Source organism: Aurantiacibacter flavus (assembly GCF_039710615.1).
In the GTDB taxonomy this organism is placed as follows: Bacteria; Pseudomonadota; Alphaproteobacteria; order Sphingomonadales; family Sphingomonadaceae; genus Alteraurantiacibacter; species Alteraurantiacibacter flavus.
In genome coordinates this window covers 344,941-369,849 of the sequence record NZ_JBDLBR010000004.1, presented here as the reverse complement: position 1 = coordinate 369,849, position 24,909 = coordinate 344,941, and the positions used below count along the sequence as shown (strand labels likewise).

The 24,909-nt window shown below is 61.2% G+C and carries 26 protein-coding genes; 19 read left to right on the top strand and 7 right to left on the bottom strand.

Translation table 11 applies throughout. The annotated features are described in order from the left end of the window. Positions 1–89 precede the first annotated feature (89 nt). Complete coding sequence (locus ABDJ38_RS13630; RefSeq protein ID WP_346785666.1) at positions 90–782, bottom strand: inositol monophosphatase family protein; 693 nt, start codon at positions 780–782, stop codon at positions 90–92. 179 nt (positions 783–961) lie between these two features. Between ABDJ38_RS13630 and ABDJ38_RS13625 the strand changes: the two genes are divergently transcribed. The 9 genes from ABDJ38_RS13625 to ABDJ38_RS13585 all read left to right on the top strand — a co-directional run bounded on the left by ABDJ38_RS13625 (position 962) and on the right by ABDJ38_RS13585 (position 11,844). Continuing rightward, positions 962–1,744, top strand: a complete 783-nt coding sequence (locus ABDJ38_RS13625; RefSeq protein ID WP_346785665.1) for a DeoR/GlpR family DNA-binding transcription regulator — start codon at positions 962–964, stop codon at positions 1,742–1,744. Positions 1,745–1,749: 5 nt separating this feature from the next. Further along, complete coding sequence (locus ABDJ38_RS13620) at positions 1,750–2,907, top strand: MFS transporter (RefSeq protein ID WP_346785664.1); 1,158 nt, start codon at positions 1,750–1,752, stop codon at positions 2,905–2,907. Positions 2,908–3,288: 381 nt separating this feature from the next. Continuing rightward, complete coding sequence (locus ABDJ38_RS13615; RefSeq protein WP_346785694.1) at positions 3,289–4,053, top strand: SDR family oxidoreductase; 765 nt, start codon at positions 3,289–3,291, stop codon at positions 4,051–4,053. A gap of 170 nt (positions 4,054–4,223) precedes the next feature. After that, on the top strand, positions 4,224–5,486 hold the full coding sequence (locus tag ABDJ38_RS13610; protein WP_346785663.1) for a PQQ-dependent sugar dehydrogenase: 1,263 nt from the start codon (positions 4,224–4,226) through the stop codon (positions 5,484–5,486). 307 nt (positions 5,487–5,793) lie between these two features. Next, the gene (locus tag ABDJ38_RS13605) at positions 5,794–6,480 is read left to right on the top strand and encodes a heavy metal response regulator transcription factor (protein WP_346785662.1); all 687 of its coding nucleotides are present in this window, start codon (positions 5,794–5,796) and stop codon (positions 6,478–6,480) included. Next, a complete protein-coding gene (locus ABDJ38_RS13600; RefSeq protein WP_346785661.1) occupies positions 6,477–8,072 on the top strand; it encodes a heavy metal sensor histidine kinase in 1,596 nt (531 codons plus the stop codon). The genes ABDJ38_RS13605 and ABDJ38_RS13600 overlap by 4 nt, the downstream gene beginning before the upstream one ends. Further along, positions 8,069–8,707: a (2Fe-2S)-binding protein gene (locus tag ABDJ38_RS13595; RefSeq protein ID WP_346785660.1), complete on the top strand. Its 639-nt coding sequence runs from the start codon at positions 8,069–8,071 to the stop codon at positions 8,705–8,707. Before ABDJ38_RS13600 ends, ABDJ38_RS13595 begins: the two co-directional genes overlap by 4 nt. 3 nt (positions 8,708–8,710) lie before the next feature. Further along, complete coding sequence (locus ABDJ38_RS13590; protein WP_346785659.1) at positions 8,711–9,709, top strand: FAD binding domain-containing protein; 999 nt, start codon at positions 8,711–8,713, stop codon at positions 9,707–9,709. Continuing rightward, positions 9,709–11,844 carry a xanthine dehydrogenase family protein molybdopterin-binding subunit gene (locus tag ABDJ38_RS13585; RefSeq protein ID WP_346785658.1) on the top strand — a complete coding sequence of 712 codons (2,136 nt, stop codon included), beginning with the start codon at positions 9,709–9,711 and terminating at the stop codon, positions 11,842–11,844. Before ABDJ38_RS13590 ends, ABDJ38_RS13585 begins: the two co-directional genes overlap by 1 nt. A gap of 241 nt (positions 11,845–12,085) precedes the next feature. Here the strand turns inward: ABDJ38_RS13585 and ABDJ38_RS13580 are convergent, their stop codons facing one another. After that, complete coding sequence (locus ABDJ38_RS13580; RefSeq protein WP_346785657.1) at positions 12,086–12,901, bottom strand: NAD-dependent epimerase/dehydratase family protein; 816 nt, start codon at positions 12,899–12,901, stop codon at positions 12,086–12,088. Next, on the bottom strand, positions 12,898–13,275 hold the full coding sequence (locus ABDJ38_RS13575; RefSeq protein ID WP_346785656.1) for a MarR family winged helix-turn-helix transcriptional regulator: 378 nt from the start codon (positions 13,273–13,275) through the stop codon (positions 12,898–12,900). The genes ABDJ38_RS13580 and ABDJ38_RS13575 overlap by 4 nt, the downstream gene beginning before the upstream one ends. Positions 13,276–13,625: 350 nt before the next feature. On the opposite strand from ABDJ38_RS13575, the gene ABDJ38_RS13570 reads away from it, so the two are divergent. From ABDJ38_RS13570 to ABDJ38_RS13555, 4 genes are all read left to right on the top strand, one after another. After that, complete coding sequence (locus tag ABDJ38_RS13570; protein WP_346785655.1) at positions 13,626–14,312, top strand: LysR substrate-binding domain-containing protein; 687 nt, start codon at positions 13,626–13,628, stop codon at positions 14,310–14,312. A 225-nt stretch (positions 14,313–14,537) separates the two neighbouring features. Beyond that, a complete protein-coding gene (locus ABDJ38_RS13565) occupies positions 14,538–15,293 on the top strand; it encodes a LuxR C-terminal-related transcriptional regulator (RefSeq protein ID WP_346785654.1) in 756 nt (251 codons plus the stop codon). 458 nt (positions 15,294–15,751) lie between these two features. Next, positions 15,752–16,531, top strand: coding sequence for an SDR family NAD(P)-dependent oxidoreductase (locus ABDJ38_RS13560; protein WP_346785653.1), 780 nt, complete (start codon positions 15,752–15,754; stop codon positions 16,529–16,531). A gap of 8 nt (positions 16,532–16,539) precedes the next feature. After that, positions 16,540–17,214, top strand: a complete 675-nt coding sequence (locus ABDJ38_RS13555; protein WP_346785652.1) for a TetR/AcrR family transcriptional regulator — start codon at positions 16,540–16,542, stop codon at positions 17,212–17,214. A 311-nt stretch (positions 17,215–17,525) separates the two neighbouring features. Here the strand turns inward: ABDJ38_RS13555 and ABDJ38_RS13550 are convergent, their stop codons facing one another. Further along, complete coding sequence (locus tag ABDJ38_RS13550) at positions 17,526–18,194, bottom strand: TetR/AcrR family transcriptional regulator (RefSeq protein ID WP_346785651.1); 669 nt, start codon at positions 18,192–18,194, stop codon at positions 17,526–17,528. Between the two features lie 81 nt (positions 18,195–18,275). Between ABDJ38_RS13550 and ABDJ38_RS13545 the strand changes: the two genes are divergently transcribed. Then, a complete protein-coding gene (locus ABDJ38_RS13545; RefSeq protein WP_346785650.1) occupies positions 18,276–19,049 on the top strand; it encodes an SDR family NAD(P)-dependent oxidoreductase in 774 nt (257 codons plus the stop codon). 95 nt (positions 19,050–19,144) lie between these two features. Here ABDJ38_RS13545 and ABDJ38_RS13540 read toward each other — a convergent pair whose 3' ends face one another. Continuing rightward, complete coding sequence (locus tag ABDJ38_RS13540; protein ID WP_346785649.1) at positions 19,145–19,867, bottom strand: SDR family oxidoreductase; 723 nt, start codon at positions 19,865–19,867, stop codon at positions 19,145–19,147. A gap of 97 nt (positions 19,868–19,964) precedes the next feature. Between ABDJ38_RS13540 and ABDJ38_RS13535 the strand changes: the two genes are divergently transcribed. Then, complete coding sequence (locus ABDJ38_RS13535) at positions 19,965–20,864, top strand: LysR family transcriptional regulator (protein ID WP_346785648.1); 900 nt, start codon at positions 19,965–19,967, stop codon at positions 20,862–20,864. Between the two features lie 53 nt (positions 20,865–20,917). Here ABDJ38_RS13535 and ABDJ38_RS13530 read toward each other — a convergent pair whose 3' ends face one another. Then, positions 20,918–21,808, bottom strand: coding sequence for a LysR family transcriptional regulator (locus tag ABDJ38_RS13530; RefSeq protein ID WP_346785647.1), 891 nt, complete (start codon positions 21,806–21,808; stop codon positions 20,918–20,920). A gap of 90 nt (positions 21,809–21,898) precedes the next feature. On the opposite strand from ABDJ38_RS13530, the gene ABDJ38_RS13525 reads away from it, so the two are divergent. Further along, positions 21,899–22,324, top strand: coding sequence for a DUF4260 domain-containing protein (locus tag ABDJ38_RS13525; protein ID WP_346785646.1), 426 nt, complete (start codon positions 21,899–21,901; stop codon positions 22,322–22,324). Between the two features lie 166 nt (positions 22,325–22,490). Here the strand turns inward: ABDJ38_RS13525 and ABDJ38_RS13520 are convergent, their stop codons facing one another. After that, the gene (locus ABDJ38_RS13520) at positions 22,491–22,913 is read right to left on the bottom strand and encodes a MarR family winged helix-turn-helix transcriptional regulator (RefSeq protein ID WP_346785645.1); all 423 of its coding nucleotides are present in this window, start codon (positions 22,911–22,913) and stop codon (positions 22,491–22,493) included. Positions 22,914–23,009: 96 nt separating this feature from the next. Between ABDJ38_RS13520 and ABDJ38_RS13515 the strand changes: the two genes are divergently transcribed. The 3 genes from ABDJ38_RS13515 (at position 23,010) to ABDJ38_RS13505 (ending at position 24,689) form a co-directional block, all read left to right on the top strand. Further along, entirely contained in the window at positions 23,010–23,381 is a 372-nt protein-coding gene (locus ABDJ38_RS13515; protein ID WP_346785644.1) for a VOC family protein, read from the top strand. Between the two features lie 149 nt (positions 23,382–23,530). Beyond that, entirely contained in the window at positions 23,531–24,259 is a 729-nt protein-coding gene (locus ABDJ38_RS13510; RefSeq protein WP_346785643.1) for a TetR/AcrR family transcriptional regulator, read from the top strand. A 10-nt stretch (positions 24,260–24,269) separates the two neighbouring features. Then, a complete protein-coding gene (locus tag ABDJ38_RS13505) occupies positions 24,270–24,689 on the top strand; it encodes a DUF6010 family protein (RefSeq protein WP_346785642.1) in 420 nt (139 codons plus the stop codon). The last annotated feature ends 220 nt before the right edge of the window (positions 24,690–24,909 follow it).

The window sequence follows — 24,909 nt, the reverse complement described above, 5'->3', positions numbered from 1 at the left end:
GAAGAGGGCCCGCCGGGCATCGAGCCTGCCTACCGGGCGCGCCGGCATCTTCGCCGGCACGCCTGAGCTACGAATATCGGTCCGTACTGTCATTCTCGGCAAAGCACGGCCATAGCCTGTTCGTGCAGATTGGCCGTCGCAGCGGCGAGGACGGGGCCGCCCCGCTCCGCACGCTCGCCATCCAGTCTCGTGACGAGCCCGCCGGCGGCTTCGATAATCGGGATCAGTGCGACGATATCGTAAGGCTGGAGCGCCGGTTCGAGACACAGGTCTATATACCCGGACGCCAGCATCGCGGTGGCATAAGCCTCGCCGCCGAAACGGGTCATGCGCACCTTCGCCATCAGGCGCTTCAGCTTCTCGCTGAGGGGGCCGTAGCCTTCAGGTGAGGTGGTGTGGAGAACCGCCTGCGACAGGTCACCGACATCGCGTGTGCGCAGCCGCTCTCGTCTGCCGGCACGCGCGGTCCACGCTCCGTCCGGCCCCGCCCAGAAGCGCTCGCCGGTAAAGGGCTGGCTCATCATTCCCATAACGGCGCGTCCGTCGACTTCGAACCCGATGAGCGTCGCCCATAGCGGCAGCCCGCACAAGAACGGTCGAGTCCCGTCCACTGGATCGAGCACCCAGCGAAATCTGCCCGATCCTTCGGAGCCAAATTCCTCACCGAGGATCGCGTGATCGGGGAAGGCCGTCGCAAGAGCCTTTCGCAGCGCTTTTTCGGCTGCACGATCGGCATCGGTCACCGGATCGAAACGCCAACCCGGCTTCTCTTTGCTGCTCACATGAAGCGTGCATCGGAAGCGCGGAAGCGTCGCGGCATCCGCAAGGTCAGCGAGCCGATGTAGGAAGTCTTCGTTCGGCTGGTCCGTCATGAGCACAACTCCAGATTTCATGATCCGACCTCATTGCATGCAAAAATGCACGGTTGCAATGCACGATTATACACGATATTTCACGATTGATGAGCAAGGTACCGCCCAAAGATCGCCGCGAAACGATTGGTGTCAGATTGTCTGAAGGATGCAGCCTGTCAGCCACTGCGTTGGCGGAGGAATTCGACGTCTCGCCCGATGCAATCCGCCGAGATCTGCGCGCGCTGGCTGCAGAGGGGCGGTGTCGCCGTGTCTATGGTGGTGCATTGCCGCTTTCCCCGGCATCTACGCCGATGCGGGTGCGCGGCCAGGAAGCGGCCGGCCGGAAAGCCGCCCTGGCGGCAGCGGCAGCGGCCGCTGCCCGGATACGCCCGGGTGAATTCCTGTTCCTCGACAATGGTAGCACTAACCTCGCCCTGGCGCGGGCTTTGCCCGCAATCGAACTCACTGTCGCCACCAATTCGATCGCGATCGCCGCGGCGCTTGCCGAGCGGGACGATCTTCAGCTTCATGTCTTGGGAGGCGTGGTGCGCCCCGCTATCGGGGGTTGCGTCGATGCCGATGCCGTGGCGGCCGTTCAGAGAATGAACATCGATCTTTGCTTTCTCGGCGCCTGCGCGGTCTCGCTCGACGAGGGCGTGTCGGCGTTCGACCCGGAAGATGCCGCTTTCAAGCGCGCTGCGCTACGCTGCAGCCGGCGGGCCATGCTGCTTGCGACGGCAGAGAAGCTGGCGACGCGGGCGCCTTACAGAGTGGCTCCCTTGGATGCGATCGACGCCCTAGTTGTCGAGCATGAGAGCGCCGGGCATGCCGAAGTGAACGCGATGCGGACAGCAGGAATAGATGTCGTCATGGCGGATCTGCCGCTTTGAAGGGAATGGTGATGACTTCGTCACAGCAGGCAGCGGCCAGGCTGGCGACGCGCCTATCCTTTCTCGTCGCGGGCTTCGGTATCGCCTGCTGGGCACCGCTCATCCCTTTCGCCAAAGCGAGGCTCGATCTGGCCGACGCTACGCTTGGCCTGTTGCTGCTGTGTATCGGCATCGGTTCCGTATTCGCGATGGTCCTTACCGGTCCGCTCAGTTCTCGATTTGGCAGCAGGCCCGTTATCGTGTCGGGCGGACTTGGTCTTGCGGCAGTGCTGCCTGTTTTGACCGTCACGCCGAGCTGGACGGCGCTGGCGATCGCGCTCCTTGCGTTCGGCGCGGCGCTTGGGTCGCTCGACGTCGCGATGAATATTCATGCGGTCGACGTCGAACGGGCAGCGGATAGGCCTCTCATGTCGGGCTTCCATGCCCTGTTCAGCGTCGGTGGTTTCGCCGGGGCGTCTTCGATGACGATACTGCTTTCTTGGGGTCTCGAACCGATGATTGGCACTTTGGTGTGCGGTGTAATCATGGCAATCGCCATGGCAATCGCGATGCCGCGATTGCTGGGGGGCGGTAAAGCGGATCGCGGCCCCCTCTTCGTCGCGCCGCGTGGCGTAGTGCTTTTGCTGTCCGGTCTCGCTGGCGTGGTCTTCCTGGTCGAGGGTGCGATGCTCGATTGGGGGGCGCTCCTGATTAAGCGGACCGGTCTCGCAACCACCCAGCATGGCGGCGTCGGCTATATGACCTTCGCCATTGCGATGACGATAGGACGTCTTGCGGGTGATGGTGTGGTGAAGCGCATCGGCGACCGATCGGTGCTGTTCTGGGGCGGTGTCGTCTCGGTGCTAGGTTTCGTGCTGCTGCTGCTCGCATCGCAGATGGCGATGGCGTTGGGCGGTTTCGCCCTTATAGGCTTTGGAGCCTCTAACCTCGTGCCTGTGTTGTTTCGCAAGGCTGGTGCGCAGGCAGTTATGCCCTCGGCGCTTGCGGTCGGCGCAATCACGACCGCCGGTTATGCAGGGGTTCTTGTCGGGCCCGCAGGTATCGGTTTTGTCGCCGATGTCATTGGGCTCAGAACCGCATTCTGGAGTCTCGCCGCCTTGATGTTTGTCGTACCCGCGACGGCCCATTTGGTCGCGGCGGGAAGAGGGCCGCACCGTGCGTAACACCAATGCGGTGCCGCGACTTGGGGCTGGTCGTGCCTGCATGAACCGCGGGTTGCGAATTCCGACGGATTCGTAAGCCGGAGGTCAGGCCATTGACCTGTCCGCCTGTCATCCAAAGAGAGCTGAAAATGTGCCAAAAAGCAAAGGATCGTAATATGTTGCCAGATTATCTGTCTGCGCGGCACGGCAAAATCAAACGGATCTGAGAAGCCTGCGGGAATGCGATTAGCCCATCCGCTGAACCGGGGTTATTTTCGCGTTCCAGCCTCAGCTCAGGCGACATCTCGTGTCGACCGGGCCGCGATGATCCTCGCCAGACCGATCACTTTTCGGTTCGCTTTGCGCTCTGTCGCGGCTGTTTCAAAGGAAAGGTGCAAGATTATGAAGATTGACGGAAATACCATACTGATTACAGGCGGAGGCTCGGGTATCGGCGAGGCGCTGGCGCATCGTTTCCACGATCTTGGAAATACTGTCATCATTGCCGGACGTCGGCTTAGCGCGCTTGAACGGGCGGCCGACGGACGGGCGAATATGCATACGATGCAACTGGACGTCGAAAGCGAGGAAAGCATTTCCGACTTCGCCAAGCGTCTGCTCGACGAATATCCAAAGGTGAACATTCTGCTCAACAATGCCGGGATCATGCGCTTCGAGGCCTTGGCCGAGAGGCGCGACCTGAACGATGCAGAGGCGACAGTAACGACCAACCTTCTCGGCCCCATCCGTCTCACCAATGCCCTGATCGATCATTTCGTGCGGCAGTCAGATGCCGCCATCATCAACGTTTCATCGGGGCTGGCGTTCGTGCCACTTAGTGTGGCGCCTACCTACAGCGCTACCAAAGCAGCGATGCACTCTTACACCATTGCCATGCGCGAGGCTCTGAAGGGCAGGGTGGAGGTCATCGAGCTCGCTCCGCCAGCGGTTCAGACGGCGATCATGCCGGGCCAGGAGAGCCGTCCCGGCTTTTTGCCTCTCGATGAATTTGCGGACGAGGTGATGGAGCTGTTTGCGAAGCAGCCGACGCCAAGCGAGATTCTCGTCAAGGGCGTTCATTTCCAGCGCTTTGCTGAAGCGGAAGGTCGGTTCGAAGGTGCCTTGCAGGCCTTGCACGAACGTGTGGTAAAGGCTGGTGGCGATTGATCGCTATGCCTGCGCGCTTCGTCCGATGCATTCTCAACTCGCAGGCGAATTTATGGCCGGAGCCGGTATAGTTGCCTCCCCGACAACGCATGCTGACAGAATTGTAACCTTGGCGTCAGTCTGCCGACCAATCGGCTTGGCATATCGGAAAACATAAAGCGGGCGGGCAGATGCCCGCATCTACCGAGGTGGACGATTACGCCGGCATCGCGCCAGCGACCGAAGGAGCAGATGCATTGGTAACCTCCATTTTCCAAGGCCGGGGACAGTCTTTGTTGGGCGGCCCTGCAAATGGAAACTTGCCGTGCATCGTCAAAAGACTCCGCACTATCGTCCCCGTGATAGCAATCTCATGGAGCCTGTGTTCGTGCTCGGCGCCTGAAACGACTTCCAAGCAAGCCGAAGCGATGGAGCCGGATGCGTGGTCAAGCGCTACGCCGGTTGATGTCATCACCGATTTAGATGTTCCATGGTCCATGGTCATCGTTGGTGATGAAGTGCTTGTCAGTCAGCGTGATCGAATGGACATTCTGGCATTCCGGCTCGGTGAAGAGGCGCGACGGCTTCGCGCCGTTCCCAACGCGGCGACGCCCTTGGATGGTGGCGTGCTCGGGTTAGCTGCGTTCGAGGAGGGCGACCTTGACCGGAATGGCCGGAGCTGGATTTACGCTTATCACAGTACCGCTTCGGACAATCGCATCGTGCGCATGGCCTATGCGAACGGTGCGCTTGGCAGCCCCGAAATCGTGTTTACCGGCATTCCCGCGGGCAACGGTCACAATGGCGGACGGATCGCTTTCGGGCCTGACGGAATGCTCTATGTGGCTACCGGCGAGACACGCCAGCCGGCATTTTCGCAGGACCCGCAATCGCTCGCGGGCAAAATACTGCGCATGACGCCTGAAGGCGGCGTTCCGGAGGACAATCCTTTTGCGGGATCGGTTGTTTATTCCATGGGCCATCGCAACCCGCAAGGGTTGGCGTGGGATGATCAGGGCCATCTTTGGGAGACGGAATTTGGCGACAAGGAGTGGGATGAACTCAACCGGATCGAGCCGGGCAAGAATTACGGGTGGCCAGCGGTACAAGGCCGCGCCGACGACCCTGATTATGTAGACCCGGTAGTACAATGGCGCACATCGGTTATGGGCCCGAGCGGCTTGGCCTATTTCGACGGAACCTTTTTCGTCGCGGGACTAACTGGCCAGAGAATATGGTCCGTCACGTTTGATGCCGCTGGTCGCCCCCTGACCGAGGCGCATTTTATCGGCACTTACGGTCGCATTCGCGATGTTGCCGAAGGTCCGGACGGCACCCTTTGGTTTTTAACCAACAATACGGACGGCCGGGGTGACGCGCCTGCGCCAGATGACGACCGCATTCTGTCGGTTCCGATACTGTCGACGGGCAGTGCCAGGCGGCAAGGGGCGTGAATAGCGTGATCGTGGCCTTGCTAACCTTGAAAATATTGCGGAATTGGTCCTTGTCGGATGTGTATAAGTGTCCCTCCCGCTGCTTGGACTTCCATGATGCCCCCACATGGAAGGGTAAACTGCGGCTGCATGGCGACAAGGACCCTGGCGCGTGGCGGTGCCTTGCCAAAAACAGGCGTACTTTATCGTCATATACGTCCCTTGGCATCGCCCGCGCCAGCCTTGCATCGACAAAGCGGAAGTTCGAAGTCCGCAATGTCGCTCATTATGCCTGTCAATTTGGTGGGCGCCAGGCGCCATCGGCGTCATGAAGATACTTATCGTCGAAGACGAACCGAAGACGCGCGACTATCTTCGCAAAGGTCTGTCGGAGCAAGGTTGGAGCGTTGAAACCGCCACTACCGGCCCGGAAGGGCTTTATCTCGCGCAGACGGGTGTCTTTGACGCCATCGTCCTGGACGTAATGCTACCTAGCCTCGACGGCTTCGGTTTGCTCCAGCAGTTGCGGCAGGACTGCGCAACCCCCGTCATCATGCTGACAGCTCGAGACCAGGTCGATGATCGGGTGCGGGGTTTGAGGGGTGGCGCAGACGACTACCTTGTCAAGCCGTTTTCCTTTCGAGAGCTTCTGGCGCGTCTGGATCTTATGGTGCGCCGCCATCAGTCGCAGCCGGCGACGAGCCTGCAGATCGGCGACCTGCGGATCGATTTCATTTCGCGTCGTGTCACGCGGCGGGCTCGCCGGCTGAGTCTCACTGCCAAAGAATTCGCGTTGCTGGAAGTTCTCGCGCGAAGACGATCGCATATCGTTTCGAAGACAGCGATCGCCGAACTGGTCTGGGACATCAACTTCGAGACAAACACAAATGTCGTCGAAGTGGCGATCAAGCGGTTGCGGGCCAAACTGGAGCTACCGGGCGAGGACAAGCTTCTGCACACGGTCCGGGGGATGGGATACACGCTCGAACCGCGCGACGAGGCGGTGCCGGAATGATCCGCACACGTTCCATTTCGTTCCGCCTGGCCATCATGTTCGGTCTTGCCACCGCCGTCGTCTCGCTGGTGGCAAGCGCGGGTCTTTTCATGCAGCAGTCGGCTGAGTTCCGCAGACACAGTTTGGAAGAATTGCGTGGCAGGTACGTCATCGTCGAACGGATGGCTACGTTCAACGAAAACCATGCTGAATGGCAACATCTGACGAGGAAACTGGCGGATTTCGAGGCTACGCAGCGCGGTCTGCACTTCGTGACCGATAGCGACGATCCTCGTTTCCGGTTTGGCTCCTCCACTCTGGTGCAGGCGGAATTCGCGCGGGCACGTGACGGGCATGACACCGTGGAATTCGATGGACGCACCTACTCGACTTTCGCGGGGCCAATTCCGCCGGGAGGGCAACGTCCCCAAACCCGCCTCATCATAGCGCTCGACCAGCAACCCTTGCGCCAGGCACGCAACGCGCTTGCGCTTGGCATCGGCGTAACAACACTTTTGACCATCATCGCTGTCTCGGCGCTGGGTTGGTGGATTGCACGCAGAGGTCTGCGCTCGGCCGACGAACTGTCCAGCCATGCCCGACGATTGGGAGAGGGTGACCTAGCACTGCGATTGCCGACGAAGGGATTGCCTTCCGAATTGGAAGGCCTGGTCCTGTCGTTCAACGATGCGCTCGACCGCCTCCACCGATCCCATCAGAAGCTGGCGGATTTCAATGCGGATGTGGCGCATGAACTCAGAACGCCGCTCACCAATCTGATCGGCGAAACCGAGCTCGCGCTTACAAGGGAGCGTTCGCAGGAAGATCTGGCTCAGGTGTTGCGGTCAAACCTCGAAGAACTGGACCGCCTTCGTTCAATCATTAACGATATGCTTTTTCTCGCCCGCTCCGATGCTGGCGATGTCGTAAGCAATCTGACGCTAGTCGACCTGGCTACCGAAAGCAGTCGGACCATAACCTTCATGGAGGTCCTCTTCGAGGAGAACCGGGCGACGGTCTCCGTAGAAGGAGATGCGCGATGCTGGGTCGAGCGGGCGCTGTTCGGCCGGGCTCTGACCAACCTCCTCGACAACGCGATCCGCCACGGAAAAGCGGGTGGGCACGTGTCTGTCAGGATCGAGCCGTCTAAAGAGGCGGTTTCCGTGTCCGTAACCAGCGAGGGAGGCCCCATCCCTCAAGCTTCGCTTTCTCGTGTCTTCGACCGGTTTTACTGCGCGGATCCGGCTCGCCGCTCGAACGGATCGACGCATGGCCTCGGCCTTGCCATCGTCAAAGCCGTGGCACGCATGCACGGAGGGATGGTTCGCGCCGAGAATGGCGACGGAACCGTAACTGTAGGCTTCACGATCGCCCGCCATCTTGGCGCCGATACCCATGGAGGCGAACCCGGTAAGCCCGATCGCCCCGCCACTGTTGATTGTTCAACCCTTCGTACCGAGCGGTCCCGGCCGGGAAACAGCCGGCAGTTAATCGAATTCGCGATTGAGCGCGTTCTCTCGGCGAGAAGGCTGTCGTTCTTAAGCGGGGTTGCCCTCGCCAGTGACGCCGGCTTCGCTCGCCATCTCCACTACGCAAATGGAGCCCATTTATGACCGATAGCAGGACACCGCCCGAGCCGAAGGGCCAGGCGAGCGGAGTCACGCGTCGTGACGTTCTGGAAGCCGGGGTGGTAGCTCCCTTGGTTGGCACGGTGCTTTCCGGAAACGCACACGCTCAAACAGCCCTCGCGCCTTCTCCTTCGCCGGAAAACGGTATCGCCGTGCCGGTCTCCACGCGGATCAACGGTCGCTCGATTAACATGGAGGTAGACGCAAGGGCCTCGCTGCTCGATCTCTTGCGCGAACGGTTGGAACTGTCCGGGGCGAAGAAAGGCTGTGACCATGGGCAATGCGGTGCTTGCACGGTCCATATCGATGGTCGCCGGGTTGCTTCCTGCCTGACCATGGCCGCAAAAGTGGACGGGCGAGACGTCACCACGATTGAGGGCATCGCGGATGGGGACGTTCTTCATCCCATGCAGCAGGCCTTTATCGATCATGATGCTCTGCAGTGCGGATATTGCACGCCTGGCCAGATTATGGCCGCGATCGCCTGCGTGCAGGAAGGACATGCAGGCGATCGCGCGCAGATCCGCGAATATATGAGCGGCAATATTTGCCGCTGCGGTGCCTATGTCGGCATTGTTGCGGCGGTGGAACAGGCCGCCGGTCAAATGCGGGAGGCCTGAGTAATGCGATCGCTAAACTATACGCGCGCGCGCACTGCTGCCGAAGCCGTACAGGCGTTTACCAACGCCGGGGGCGGTGCCCGCTATATCTCCGGCGGCACCAATCTGTACGATCTCATGAAGCTCGGCATCGAGCAGCCGGCTCATCTTATTGATATTGGATCGCTGGAAGGGGCGAGCCGAGTGGATACGCGCGGCGATTATCTGTTCTTCGGTGCAGGCGCGCTCATGGCGGACGTTGCCGAGCATGCCGAGATCCGCCGGGATTATCCGGTGTTGACGGAAAGCCTAACCAAGGCGGCATCGCAGCAATTGCGAAACATGGCCACTGTCGGCGGCAATCTGATGCAGCGTACGCGGTGCCTCTATTTCCGCAATGGCCCTGGCATCTATCCCTGCAACAAGCGCGAGCCTGGTTCGGGTTGCGCCGCGATCGGAGGCCTGGACCGTGGACAGGCTATACTGGGGACGAGCCCAGCGTGCACAGCGGTTTCGCCGGGCGACTGGCCGGTCGCGCTGACCGCGCTCGATGCGGCGGTCGAGGTGCTTGGGATGAACGGCCCCCGGACGATTCCGATTTTGGAATTCTTCCGTTTGCCCGAAAGTGCGCCTCATATCGAATTCGCGCTGTCGCCGGGCGAAATCGTAACCGGCATTTCAGTGCCGAAGACCCAGGCCGGTCGCCGTTCGACCTATCACAAGGTGCGGGATCGCGAATCCTTCGCCTTTGCCCTGGCCTCGGCAGCGGTGGTCCTGTCGATGGATGGCGACCGGGTCGAGAGCGCGCATATCGCATTGGGCGGCGTCGCCACTCGGCCCTGGCGCGCACGAGAAGCCGAAGTCCAGTTGAAAGGACAAAGCCTGACTCATGAGCGCGCGCTCGCCGCCGCGCGGGCGTCCTTCGCCGGGGCTTCCGCAGGGCAGCACAATGGTTTCAAAATCGAACTGGGCGCCCGCACTCTGGCGGATGCCATCATGATCGCAGCGGGAAGGAGTGCGTGATGCCGCTCAAACATAATCCGGATCGTCCCCGTTTCGATGCCAGGGAGAAAGTGCTGGGCAAGGCCTTGTTCGCGGCCGATCGCCCGGCAACCGGGCTGCTGCACGCAATGACGGTCCCCGCGGCGATCGCCAAGGGCGATATCGATGCGATTGATATTGACGCGGCCTGCGCGGTGCCCGGCGTCGTGCGCGTGTTTACCTGGCGGGACTTTGCGGACATCACCGAAACCGGCGCCACCAAGGGCGGCCGCGGCCCAAGGCCCGGATATCAGCCCATGAAACGCCCCTCGGTTCGGCATCGCGGCGAGCCGGTGGCACTGGTCGTCGCGGAAACGCTGGAGGCAGCCATCGAAGGCGCCGAAGCGGTCCGGCCAACCTATCGTGAGGCAGCCTTTACCGCCTGGCACGACCAGCCGGGTGCCGAGCGGGAACCAGTCGAGATAGGCGAAGAGACTGGCGACGCGCAGGCCGCGTTTGATGCGGCGGCTCACAAGATAGACGTTCGCTATCTTCATCCGACACAGCATCACAATGCCATGGAGATGATCTCGACCACTGCTTCGTTTGTGGACGGAAAAATCATCGTTATGGAAGGCACGCAAGATGCCGGCACTTTCAAGACGGGACTTGCCGGTATGCTCGGCATCGATCCCGACAGCATTGAAGGCAGCAGCCCCTATCTGGGTGGCGGCTTCGGCCAGAAAAACGGCCTGCAGGAGCAGAGCGCGCTCGTCGTGAAGGCAGCTATGCTGCTTCGGCGTCCGGTCAAGCTCGTCATGCCGCGGGCCCAGCTTTTCCATACCGCGCATCACCGTCCCTATAGCAGTCATCGGGTGAGGATCGCGGCGAGCCCGGAAGGAAAGCTGGAAGCGGTGCTCTATGATACCGAACAGCAAAACAGTCGCTACGACGGCTATGGCGGCGAGCATGGCGAGAATGTCAGCCGCATGTACGCCACGCCGAACTGGCGCTCCACCAGCCGCATCATTCGCGTGGATACGCAGGCGGTCGCGCACCAGCGCGCCCCGCATGAGCATCCCTCCAGCTATGCGACAGAATGCGCCTATGATGAACTCGCGTATAAGCTGGGTATGGACCCGGTCGCGCTGCGACTGGCGAATGACGCAAAGCGCGACCCGATCGATGGAAGGCCGTTCAGCTCGCGTCGGGTGAACGAATGCCTGCGCCGGGGCGCTGAACTGTTCGATTGGGCAAGGCGCAATGCCGCGCCGCGATCGATGCGAGCTGGCAAAGGCGAGTTGGTCGGTCTGGGGGTGGCAACGGGTGCCTATCATACCCGGTCGAGGCCGACAGTGGCGCGTCTACGCCTATCGGCGGACGGACGTGCTCGCATCGCGATCGGAGGGCATGAGATGGGCCAGGGGATGCGCAGTGTCGTTGCGGCGGAGATTATCAATGTCCTGCAGATAGACCCTGAACGCTTGACCGTGGAGCTGGGGGATACCTCCGTGGCACCGCAAAGCCTTACCGCCGGTTCGTGGGGATGCGCCAGCGCTGCCCCCGCAGCCCGTGCGGTGGCTCTGGAGATGCGCGGCCAACTGGCGGCTCTCGCAGGCGTCGAGAGCATCGAGGGACCGGCCCACCACACGCTGGCGCGCGTCCGCCGACCTTTCCTTGATGTCGAACTTTCCGCTGAAGAAGGTGCACAGCATGGCCCCGGCGGTCTCGATACGCCGACCAGCGCCTGGAGCTGGATCGCGCATTTCACCGAAGTTCGCTTAGTGCCCACCACGGGGCGTGTCAGGGTGCACAAGGTGGTCAGCGTCGCCGATTGCGGCAGGGTCATGAACCATCGGACTGCGGCAAGCCAAGTCCATGGCGGGGTTACATGGGGGATCGGCGCTGCCTTGCGTGAGGTCGGCGAAGTCGACCCGCGTTTCGGGCGGGTGCTCAATAATGATCTAGCCGACTATCTTCTACCTGTGAACGCAGATATTGGAGATATCGAGGTCGAATTACTCGATCAGCCCGACCCGGCACTCAATATCTCGGGCGTCAAGGGTGTGGGCGAGGTCGCAATGGTGGGGGCGACCGCGTCGGTCGTGAACGCTGTCCATCACGCTTCCGGTCGGCGGGTTCGCCATTTGCCGATCCGCGTCGAGGACTTGATTTGAGGTGGAAGCCCCCACTGGCTCATCCGCCATCACGAAAGCATCTCATTTGGTCATGAATGCGACTGGCGGCCCGTGCGGCTCGCAGCATCTACAAAAGACAAGCATCCAAAGACTGTGCAGTGACACGCAAGAGGGTCGCCAGACTGGCAGCAGGCTTACGATTCTGTCAGCGCGAGCCCTCAATTGCTCGAACCACAGCTTCTAGTGAACTAGTTCGCTATGGGCACAGGACTAGAGCGTTTTACAGCAGATCCTCGCGAACGGCTTGGTGGACGGTCCTGATCCCAGGCACGAATCCGAGACTACGGGCAAGCGAGCCATCGACGTGGAGATGCCAAGGGTTTTCCAGAGGTTCGGCCGAGGATTCGATCCTTTCCCCCACCAGATGCGTTAGCTCAAAGATCGACGTAGGCGCTTCATCGCAGATATTGATAATGCGGCGATCGAATGCCCCATCCAGGGCAAGGTGAATCGCCGTGGCAATGTCATGGTGGTGGATTGTGCTCATCCGCTTGGCCGGGTGCCAATTACCGGCGATCGCGTGCTTAGGCATTTCTTCGAGATGTCCGTCCTGATCGCCATAGACGAAAGGAAAGCGCAGCACTGCCCAATTGATTCCGCTTGCGGCTAGCTCCTTCTCGGCCGCAACCTTGCTGGCCGGATATGGATGCTGGGGAGCAACGGCATCATCCTCCCGCCCGGGATGCTCGCTATCCATGTCGTAAACATTGCTGGTACTCGCGAGGATAAAGCGTGCCTCCGGCACGTGCGTCTTCGCCGCAGCAATGAGATTGCGCGTGCCCTCAAGATTGCTCTTCCAGATGAGATCGGTGTCCGGGGTGCGGAAAACCGCCGCGAGATGGATAATGGCCGAGCTGCCTTCCACTGCCTTCGCCAATGACGGAGGATCAAAGAGATCGCCATTCACGGGCGATACACGCGCAGGAACCTCTTTCCCGCCGCGCACAAGGGCACGGCATTCAACACCTGCCTCCACAAGACGTGGGAGGAGCCGGGCTCCTACAAGCCCGGTTACACCGGTTATCAAAACTGTCACGTGCCGTTCCTTTCCGTAATTGCTTCAAGCCGCTCGGTGGCGGTTTGGAGAACCTCGATTGCGGTGCTGATGGCGGCGTCATCAATGCCGTCGAATGCTATGCCGTGAATTACCGACAGGTCCGGCAGCTCGCTCCAGAGCTTGGCCCCGGCTGCAGTCATCCGGATCCGCTTTTGCCGTTGGTCGGCATGATCCGATACCTGCTCCACCAATCCCTTGCGAACCAGCACACCTACAATGGCGCTTAGAGTGGCCCTTTCGATCTGCAGGGCGCGCACCAGATCGCGCTGCATTTTCGGTCCGTCCTTAGCCAGATGATACAGCACGTACCATTGCGTCGCCCCGAGATCGTGCGGACGGAGCATCGCTTCCATCGCCGCGCGCCCGGCAAGATAGCAGCGCTTGGTCCAGGCGCCGATCGACGCGATTTGAGGATAGCCAATTTTGTCAGTCACCAGACAAGTTTGTTAGGTGCCATACATTTTGTCAAGTTTCTTGGCGGATGCAGATCAGCTGCCGCAAGCGACGGCAGGACAAAGTGCATGTCGGGAACGCAAGTGAGCCAGCCGCTAGGATAAGGGCCTTAGGGCTGCGTCTTTCCGTTCGCGACCACTGTCGCGGAAACTGGCTGTCAGGTAACCTCGGGGTTCGGCTGCTCAATCGCACGACCCGGAGTGTCGCTCCGACCGAAGCGGGGGCCAGCCTCCTTGGAAGGCTGAAGCCGGTGCTACAGGATCTCGATCACGCGATCGACGCAGTGACACAGGAGGGAGGCCATGCGAGCGGTACGCTGAGGATCAACGCTGGCGAGGGTGCGATGCGGGTGCTGCTGGAACGCGTAGTGCCCTCCTTTCTCGCGCGCTATCCCCATGTCGCGCTTGATCTCGTCACCGAGGGGCGCCTGGTGGACATCGTGCAGCAGGGGTTCGACGCGGGCATTCGGCTTGCGGAAGCGGTGCCGCAGGACATGATCGCGATTCCGCTGGGCCCAGACTTTCGCTTTCTGGCGGTCGCGGCGCCGACCTATTTGGCGAAAGCTGGCCGCCCGGTCACACCCGACGATCTGCCGCAGCATCGGTGCATTCGTCAGCGCCTGCCAAGTGGCAAGCTCTATCGCTGGGAGTTCGAAAAGCACGGCCAGGAGATCGCGATCGACGTGCCGGGTGGGCTCACTCTCGACCACACGATGTTGATGGCCGAAGCTGCCGCAGGCGGACTGGGCATTGCCTTTATTCCCGAGAGTGCAGCCGTGCCCTGGCTGAGGGACGGTCGCCTGACGCCTCTTCTGGAGGACTGGTCGCCCTACGTGGGAGGGCTTCGCCTCTATTATCCGGGCCGTCGTCATGTGCCTGCGGCACTTCGCGCCTTCATCAACACCGTCAAAGAATTGAACCGCCCTGCGGCTTCATGACGCCGTCGATTGTGCCGCCGGTACTTCGGCAGACCCTATCGATTTTGATTCTCGCGATCCCATTGATCAGAGCTTGGATCAGTGACTGTGGGCCGATCGAGGGGAGATCCGGTCCCCACGCGAGGTCTTCGCAAGCAATGCTACGCGCCAGAAATGTTGCAAGCGTTACCAAAGTACGGCCCGACCGTACTTTCTATTCACACTTGCGGGTCCTATGTCGCGGACATGGATAATCGTGACGGCCTGGAACGGCTGACTGAACGCGAAAAAGAGCCCCTTCGCCTTTGGCTGCAGCACAAGACGGCAAAGGAAATCGCCGTGGAGCTCGGCGTTTCCCACCACGCGGTCGAAAAGCGACTGAAGATGGCGCGCATCAAGCTCGGTGCCTCATCCTCTCTTGAGGCCGCGCGCATACTTGGCGAAGCCGAAGGGTACGATCAAACTGTAACCCAACCGCCGGACCTTCCGCCTCAGGCTTTTTCACCGCAGAGGATGCTCCACCACCCAGTAGTCATTGGAGCTATCACGATGAGTCTTGTCGCAGCAGCAGTGTTCACCTTGGCCATGCAGGGCACAGGCACCGTTTCAGAAGTACCGCATCAGGACGTACCCTATCAACCCGCCAAGAGAATGGTCGATGCAGGGCCCGCCGAGATCGTTTCCATTACGCAAACGACATTCGACCGCCTCGACGCTGACGGCTCCGGCTTTCTTGAAGGGACCGAGGCGCCCTCGGCCGCATTCCAAGGCCCGAACCATGTCGATCGTCGAAACGAGACCGGCGAACGCGTGCCCGTCCAGTTGATCCCAAGCACGAACGACGAGGTGCGAATGCGCTTCTATCAGGAAGCAGACCGGGACGGGGACGGTCGTGTCACTTACGCGGAATATTATCAGTGGGCCGCACCGGACTTTGCGCAGACAAGCATAAGGATAGAACGCGAGGAAGGTCTGAGCGGCAGGAACCAGCCCGAAGGTTGATACCCCCGCTGCCTCGTTCACCGTCCGACGGAACGAGGCAGCGGTCGCACTATCCTCTCCATCGCTGTGCCAGTGTGCCGCTATTGCGAGCCGAAACCCGTCCGGCGGTAAGCTCATAGCGCGCGCCAAGGCGTCCCTGCGGGATACGCGGCAGATTGTCGTGCAGCACTTCCGCCATGAACTGCTGAAACGCTGGGATGCCGCTTTCCTTCGCGTCTTTTCCCTCTGGCACATCGCGATAGCCGCTCCAAGGCCACCTCGGACAATGGACTTGCCGCGCAGCTTATTCGTCCTCTCCGTGCAACGTGTTTTGCCGGCCGTGATGTCCTTCATCATCGCCGTTCCGTCGCCTTTGCTACCATGTCTTCAACCACACGCGGTTTCATCGACTCACGCGGTTCCTCTTGAAAATGACCAATGGTCATATTAAATGACCATTGGTCATAAATGGGAGCGACATGATGAACACGGGCAAGTGGGCATTGGTAACGGGCGCGTCTGGCGGAATGGGGGTCGAGTTTGCCTCGTTGCTGGCAGAGCGGGGCTACAATCTCGTTCTTACCGCGAGGAGCGCCGATCGTCTCGAGAAAGTCGCGTCGAACCTGAGGTCCTTTGGCGGCCAGATCCACGTCGAAAGGTCGGATCTCAGCCAGGAGGGGGCTGCGGCCGCTCTCGTCGAGACAATTCGAAAGCGCGGTATCGTGCTGGACGTTCTGATAAACAATGCCGGGCAGGGCTTGCACGGCGACTTCGTCGATCAGAGCGCCGAGGATATCGAGCAAATGCTCCGCCTCAACATCTCTAGCCTGACAACGCTTACGCACGAGATTGCGACTGGCATGGCGGAACGCCGCCGTGGCCACATATTACTCGTCGCCAGCCTGACCGCCTTCATGCCATGTCCCACCTACGCAGCCTACGCGGCAAGCAAAGCCTATGTCCGGAATTTCGGAGAGGCGCTTCACGCCGAGATGGCCCCGCGCGACGTCACGGTTACGGTATTGTCGCCGGGTCTCATGGATACCGGTTTCCTGAATGCCGCCGGGCAGGAGCCGAGCAAATCCATGAAGCGCACGATGACGTCGCCGAGAGAAACGGCGAAAGCAGGGATCGATGCATTATTCGCAGGGCGACAGACTGTCGTGGCCGGTTCGATGAACAGGCTCGTCGCCGCTGTCAGCGCCTTCATCCCTCGCGGGAGGCTGACGCGTATGGCAGGACAGTTATTGCAAGAGTGAGAAGGCAAATGGTGAAACACGCACACGCCAGCGAAGATAAGGAAAAGCGTCGAAACGCTATTCTTGGCGCAGCGCTTTCGTTGTTCCTGAAGGATACCCGGCGCCTTCCGTCAGCGGCGGCCATCGCAGCGAAGGCCGGACTGGCAAAGGGTACCGTCTATCTTTACTTCACGTCGAAAGAGCAGATTTTTGCAGCTTTGCTGTCGCGCGAATGGGACGCGTTCCTGGCAACACTCAGGCGGAGCTTCGCTGAAGAGCCCGGCCACCCGAGCCGCGCGGTCGACCGCTTCGTCGACAACTTCGTGGATTTCCTCGCCTCGCGCACCTATTTCCTGCGTCTCGATTCCCTTGGCTATGGCCTGCTGGAGGCCAATCTGTCTCCGGCTGAGTTCCGGGACTTCAAGCGCTCCTTCGCAACCTCGCTTAATCGGACCAGTGCGGAAGTGGACAAAGCCTTGGCCCTGGAGGCAGGAGATGGCTTGCGGCTCCTTCTGCGCAGTTACGCGCTCGCGAGGGGACTGTTCCAGACGCTCGATTTTCCGGCGCACATTTTGAACGACAGCCAGCCCGAGGATCACCCCCTGACGGGCTTTGATTTCGAGACTGAGTTGCGCGCAGCGCTCGTCGAATACTGGCGCGGCGCGTTAGCTTCGCCGCCACGATCGCCGCGCCGTCGCAAATGACGGACCTCAATCGCGTCATCGTCGAAGTGACCGAGGGCAAGATCGCAATCAACGACGCCGTCCAGAGCTTGCGCACGTTGATCCAGAAATGAGCCGGCATGCCTGACGGTAATGCCAAGGGGTAACGCGTAATACCGTCTGGCAGTCCGGGCCGGTTGGCGACCAACTAGGTGTCTTTCGCTTTTGCTCGCTCGACGCGAGCCTGGTTGTCACCACGTCCGGGACGAGCCAATCGAGATTCCCGGCCGGCTTTGTCGCCGTCAACGGCCCGTGGATGGGTGCTCGAATTAAAGCGCCCTGTCTGCGCGACTTCAGGCGCTTTTGTTTGCCATCGCTTGGGTCCGGGCATCCCAGCCAGACATGGCAACCTCTGCCATCGCTTCCAGTTCGCTCTGGCGCACGCCGTCCCGGGCGAGGATCGACATGCCAGCCTGAACCGCCTGAACAAAACGTGCAAGGGCGCCGAGATCAGTCGACGCGGCGATCTCACCGTCCACAACTGCCCGGGAAAGACGTGTCGCCAGCCTTTCCAGCGTCAGGCCTCGCGCGCTGCGAACCATCTCTCCGAGGTCGGAATATCCCTCACTTCCGACGGCCGAGAGTGTGATCATGCAGCCCCGCGGCGCCTCCCCAACACCGCCGGTCAGCGCGGCGGCCGAGTCCATGAGAAACGCCGCAACTGCCTCGCGTGCGGTGGCAGCGGCGTGGAACTGGGCCCAGACGATGTGCTCGTTCGTCTCGGCATAATGTCGCAGCGCTTCCGTATAGAGCTCCGCTTTCGACCCGAATGCTGCGTACAGGCTGGGTGAACCGATTCCCATCGCCTGCGCGAGATCGGTGATCGACGTGGCCTCATAGCCCTTTTCCCAGAACAGCCTGGTCGCTTGCGCAAGCGCGACGTCACGGTCGAACGCGCGGGGTCTTCCACGCGTGCGGGGGGATTTGCTGCCGGTTTCCGGCCGCTCCATTCTTTTCTGCATCGATCGTTATATAAATGCGTTGACGGCTACTGGCAACGGCTCTAGCCTTTTTGTGTCGGTCGATACAAAAAGGTTGGGACTGTGACGGAATTGATTGAAAAAGAGCCTCTTTCCCGATCAAAGCGGAGTAAGGCAGCGCAAGTCATCCTTATTACCGGCGGCACTTCGGGCATTGGCCACAGTCTGGCCGAAGCATTTTTGGCGCAGGGTGCCCTTGTCGCAATCTGTGGACGATCAGAAACGGCGCTCGAGCAGTTCAGGAAGGATCATCCGGAGGGGCTGGCGATCCGGGCGGACGTGACGATCGCCGCCGACCGGGCCGCGATGCTCGACGCCGTCGTTGAAAGGTTCGGCAAGCTTGATGTCCTGGTCAACAACGCCGGTACGTTCGTCGACCGGGACTTCACCTCAGGCAAGGATGCGACAGAGGACCTGGAGCCCGAGATCGCGTTGAATTTGACGGCGCCGATCCAACTGACCAGTGAAGTCCTCGTTCGCTGGCCGACGATATCGTCCCTCGTATTCGTCACATCGGGATTGGCATTGGCTCCCCCCACAAGAGCTCCGACCTATGGCGCGGTAAAGGCTGGCTTGCACGCCTTTGCCGAAGCGCTTCGCCGGCAACTCGCTCCGCGCGACGTGCATGTCCTCGAGCTTCTTCCGGGCCTGACGGACACGCCGATGAACGCGTCCCATCCGGCGAAACACAAGATGTCGCCTGAAGCGGTCGCGGACGTCACACTCAAGGCTCTGGCGGGCAGCAAGCCCATGGCGCTCCCCGGCATCGTCAAAGCGCTCCCGATGCTTTTGCGGCTTGCGCCGCGAACGACTAAGCGCCTGGTCGCCGAAAGTTGATGTAGCCGTTTGCCGGTTCTCGCTTGGACGGGGTATGACGAGCGAGCGGCGAAACGGCCGAACCGCCCATCCTCCGAGCCGATCAGACGCATGACTTATGCCGGGTTGCCAACCGGTCGTACCACGATTTCCGTGGTGTTTACGTCTTTCGGCTCACCGATCGCGTGAAGAATCGCCCGGCCAATCGCGTCGGGCCGGAGCGCCACCGCGCGGAAGCTCTCCATCTCGCGGCGCGCGACCTCGTCAGAGATGCTATCGGCCAATTCGGACGTGACCACGCCGGGGCACACGCTCGTGACGCGGATGCGGTCATTCTCCTGACGTAGTCCGTCAGATATGGCTCGCACGGCGAACTTCGTGGCGCAATAGACTGCTGCAGTCGGCGACACGGCGAGCCCGCCAATCGACGCCATGTTGATGATGTGGCCAAAGCCCTGCACTGTCATCGTTGGCAGAACGGCGGCAATGCCCCAGAGCACACCCTTGATATTGACGTCGACCATTTGCTCCCACTCCTCGACCTTGAGCGAGGCCATAGGCGACAGTGGCATCACGCCAGCGTTGTTGATGATGACGTCGATCCGCCCAAATTCATCGACTGCACTTTGCGCGAACGCCGCGACATCCTCGCGGTCGGTAACGTCGAGGCGGCGCACGCGGGCAGTGCCGCCCGCCTCCGCGATTTCAGCGCGGAGCTGTTCGAGGCGATCGGTTCGACGCGCGCCGAGCATGACGGTCATTCCCGCGTCTGCCAGCACACGGGCCGTTGCTTCGCCGATGCCACTGCTCGCGCCTGTGATGAGTACGATCTTGTCCATGATCCAGAACCTCCTGTGTCTGCCAAGACAGTTATGGGGAAAGTGGACGCACGACTATTGCCGCAATCTTGCATGACTTGTTAAGCACTGCTGGACAATGACCGTCGATCTCAATGCCCTTGCGATAGTTGCGGCCGTGGCCCGCGCGCGGAGCTTCAGCGCCGCAGCCAATGAGCTCGGTGTGACCCGTTCGGCCGTGAGCCAGGCGGTCCGCAAGGTTGAGGACGCGCTGGGCACTGCCATTTTGCGACGGACGACGCGTAGCGTATCCCTGACCGACGCCGGTGAGGCGCTGCTGGATCGCGTTGCACCCGCGCTGATCGAGATCGCAGTCGCTACGCAGGCAGCCGCGGCACACGAGCAGCCGGCGGGTTTGCTGCGTGTCGCCGTGTCGTCCATCGCGGAGAGCTTCCTATCGGGCGACCTGCTTGCGACATTCATGGCTGCCCATCCCAAGGTTCGCGTGGACGTTCTCGTGACCGACGCCGAATTCGACATCGTCGATGCTGGCTTCGATGCCGGTGTACGGCTGGGGGAGGTGATCGAGCGCGACATGATCGCCGTGCCGGTCAGCACCGAGCAGCGCCAGATCGTCGTCGCTGCTCCTGACTACCTGGCGGCCGCCGGTATTCCGCATCATCCGCGCGAACTGACCGCACACCGCTGCATCGGCTGGCGACCGGCGGTGGGCGCGGCGCCTTATCGCTGGGAGTTCAGTGAGAATGGTCACGATTTTGCCGTTGCGGTCGAGCCGGAGATGACCACCAACGACATGGAATTGATGGTGAACATGGCGAAGGCCGGTGCAGGGCTGACGATCGGCATGGCCGAGACGTTCGCGCCGGCGCTGGAACGGGGCGAACTCCAATCGGTTCTGGACCGCTTCTGCCCGCCGCTGCCCGGCTTCTTCCTGTTCTATCCCAATCGGCGACATCTGCCGCTGAAACTCCGCGCGCTTTTGGATCACGCGCGACACTGGCGCCACAGCCGAGACTAAGGCGCTGACTACACGCATCCATCCGGCAAGGGCGGGTCCCGCGAAAGCCCATTTCACCCATCGACTAGAAAGTCCCTCAACGCACCACCCAGAAAATCAGCCACGCGCCGCACGCGGGCATTGGTGCGGACGTCCTCGTGCATCACGAGCCAAACCGGTAGCGGGGGAATGGCCAAGCCGATATCCAGCTGGTCAAGTTCCGGGTGACGGCGCGCCAGCAACGTCTGTGCAAAGCCGAGACCGGCTCCCGCCAGTAGCAGATGCCAAGTCACTAGCTTGTCGTCACAGCGGAGGGCGAAGTCGTCGCGGCTCGCCACCAATCCGCTGGCAGCCAGCCCCCGGATCAGTTGATCGCTTCGATCATAGCCGATCACGTCATGATCGAGGAGGTCGGCTCTTCGTGCCGGCCGGCCGCGGCGGCGCAGGTAGGATCGGGTGCCGAACAGGCCGATCCGGGTCTCCCCTAGTCGGCGCGCTATCAGCGCATTCTGGGTCGGGTCGGCCATGCGAATGGCAAGGTCCGCATCGCGTCGCAAAAGGTTCTGCGACAGATCAGACGCTATCAACTCGATGTCTATGTCGGGCTCGCGCTGCCGCAACTCAGCGAGCATCGAGGGCAAGAGCAAATTGGCGACGATAACCGAAGCGGTGATCCGGACGGTTCCTGACAGCCTTTGCGAACGGCCATGCGCCTTGAGCATCAACGACTCGGCAGCAGCACCCATTGCCCGCGCGTCGTCCATGAGACTGAGCCCGGCTTCGGTCGGATCGAGACCGTGTGGAGTGCGGGTGAATAACGAGACATCCAAGGCCTGCTCCAGATCCCGGATGTGCCGGCTCAGCGTAGGCTGCGATGCACCGGTTCGCGAGGCAGCGGCTCCCAACGAACCGCTTTCGACCACTGCGAGAAAGGAGCGCAGTAACGTCCAGTCCACTCCATTCATATTTGAAAGGCTCCATTCCGAAGGCAGCAGGTGCCGCTACAGAACTACATAGCCTAGATGCGGCACGGTCCTTCAACGGAGCATTCATCTATGCAGGGTTTCGTAACCGGAACGCCCAACCTGCTGCTTCGTGCCGAGGCAACGCTCGTGCTCGTCGGCGCCGTCGCAGCTTACGCGTCGCTCGGCTCCAGCTGGACGCTCTTTGCGCTGCTGATCCTGATCCCTGACGTATCAATACTCGGCTTCTTGGCCGGGCCCCGCGTCGGCGCGGTCACCTACAATGCGGCGCATTGGCACGGCATCCCGCTGAGCATCCTTGGATATGGCTTCTCGGGCCACTCCCCGATCATGCTGGATGTTGGCCTGATCTGGATAGCGCACATATCTTTCGACCGCATGATCGGAGCGGGCTTGAAATACCCCGATGGTTTCCGTTTCAGCCATCTTGGCGTGTACGGCGCAAAGAAGCTGGCGAACAGCAGATCGAGCGTCGGTAATCCCTGCCTTCGCCAATAACCGAGCCCTGCGGAGCGGCGCCGGGAACGGTTGGGTGTGAGGGGGAACGGGCGATCGCATGCGATCTACGTGGCGTCGGCCACGACGCTGTGCGGAAGAGCTTTGGTCAAACAGGGGACTCTTCATGCGAGCTACGCGAGAAAAATTCCTACCGATCCGGCGACAATCAGCGAAGGGTCTCGGCGAACCGTAGCAGTGTTGCCGCGACTGTCTCTGGATCGAGAGGCGCCGCCGCGTCTCGCAGGAGCGCTTCAACGCCGGCGACGATTGCGGAAGCCTCTTCCAGCGCTTTAACACCCTGCGCCGTCAGCTCGGTGGTCTGAACGCGCCGATGTTCGGGATGCGGTGTCCGCTTAATAAAACCTGCGCGTTCGAGACCAACCACGATCCCTTGCATCGTCTGCGGCGTTACGAAGGCCCGACGCGCAAGCGCGGCGTTCGAGGCTCCCGGCTCGACCTTAAGGTAGGTAAGGACCGCATACTGGGGTGTCGTAAGGCCGATCCGTTGGAGCGCGGTGTCCATATGCGTCCGGAGCGCCTGCTGCGCCATTTTCAGAGCGAACCCGATGGTCGCGAGCGGATCATCCATTTTCCACGGACTTGCGTTCTCGCTTGACATATCAGGGTCCTTATATAGATATCAGCATCCTGATACAGCATCATTTACCTGAAGGAAAGCGCAGCCATGGCTCATCTGATCGGCCCAGACTTCATCAGTATTCAGACTGAAGATCTCGACGCGGCACGCACGTTCTACACCGAAATCGTTGGGCTGAAGCTTGCCGCGCAAAGTCCCCCAAGCGCTGTCGTTTTTGATACCAGCCCGATCCCGTTCGCCGTCCGCACGCCCGTGACCGACCTGAAGGACAAGGATGCGCTGGGCCAAGGTACTGCCATCTGGTTCGGCTGTGACGACGCCGACGCGCTGCACGAACATCTGGTTCAGCACGGCACATTGATTGTCTTCCCGCCCAAGGACGGGCCCTTTGGGCGCTACTTCGCCTTTCGCGACCCCTTCGGCTACACGATCACCGCGCATACGGTCGGGCAATCCTGAGCGTTATCCGCTTCACCGACGCCAGCAGTGGCTTTTCATCAGTGGCAGGGGCCCACTGATACTTCGTCGCAAGCAGACGATCATTCGGTTTCGAGATAGCCAAGCCATTGTGACACAAAGTCAGCAAGGCTGAAGCAGCTCATGCTCTGATGCTGGTTGGCCACGGGCCTTCGCTGGATAAGGCTAACTTCCATCGCGGTGTCGCCGGGCTTTCCCCAACGAACCGTCAGCCCCTTGCGTTTAAGTACGACCGGTCGTACTATTTGGACATGAAGGGTGAGTCTTCTCGTGGCCGCATAGTCGCCGAAGGTGTGCAGGCGCTCAGCTCCGCCGGCCTTGCCGGCATCACGGTCGGCCGCCTTGCGGATGCGTCGGGCATGTCGAAAAGCGGCATGTTCGCGCATTTTCGCTCCCGGCAAGCGCTTGAAACGGCGCTGCTGGACGAGGCCGCCCGATTGGCCGAACGCCATGTTGTCGAACCCGCCATGGCCTTTCCCGTGGGTCTGGCAAGGTTGCGCGCGCTCATCGACGGGTGGCTTGGCTGGGCGCCGCGAGCAGGCCTGCCAGGCGGTTGCCCGATCGCGGCAGCCTTGTTCGAGCTGGACGATGTCGAAGGCGAGACACGCGATCACGTCGCAGTGCTCGATGCGCATTGGAGAGCCTTGCTGGCGAACCTCGTCCGCGAAGCGATCGCGAGCGGCGAGCTGGCAGAGCAAACATCCGTGGACCAGTTCGTCTGGGAGCTCTGCGGTATCTACCTTGCGCATCACAGCTTTTCCCGTTTTGCGCGCGACCCCGACAGCGACCGCCGGGCGAAGCAGGCGGTCGACGGCCTGATAGATAGGAATCGCATCCCAGCCCCTCCCGCCACCCGATAGAAAGTCAGTGATGCCGCCCTTTACGCCCACTCCGGTCACGGTGATTGAAGTTGTCGCGCCGGTAATCGTCGCCTTCTTGTTCATTGCTTTATGCGGCATTTTGCGAGAGCCGACCCGGCAGCAATTCAGCGCCGTCTTCGTCGGTGGGGCCGGCGCAGCTTATCTCTCAGGCGGTTTCGGGCTGCTCGAGCTCGTGTTCACGGCAATCATCACCTTACTGTCGTTGCGTGGTCTGCGCGACTATCGCGCGATCGGCGTCGCATGGCTGCTTCATAGCGGTTGGGACTTGATGCATGACTGGTGGGGCAATCCGATCCTGCCCTTCGTACCCAATTCGTCCTTCGGATGCTTCGTCTGCGATCCTGTGATAGCTATCTGGTACTTCCTGGGAGCGCCGACATTTTGGCGAAGAGCAAGGCAGTCAACCTGAGGCCGCCCAGCTCTACGAAGCTTCCGTAAACCGGCGCTGGCAGGCTTCCTTGGTTTCGCGCGCGCCGGTGAGGAAGCGGGCAAGCGCGGCCTTCCGCGAGCGCCGATCAAGGGTATAGTGGGTGTGCGCAGCTCAGCGCCCTCCAGAAGCGCCTGAATGTAACCCGAGACGGTGCGGCTCGCCGCGCCGAGGCCACCCCGAACGACGGACTTGCCGCGCA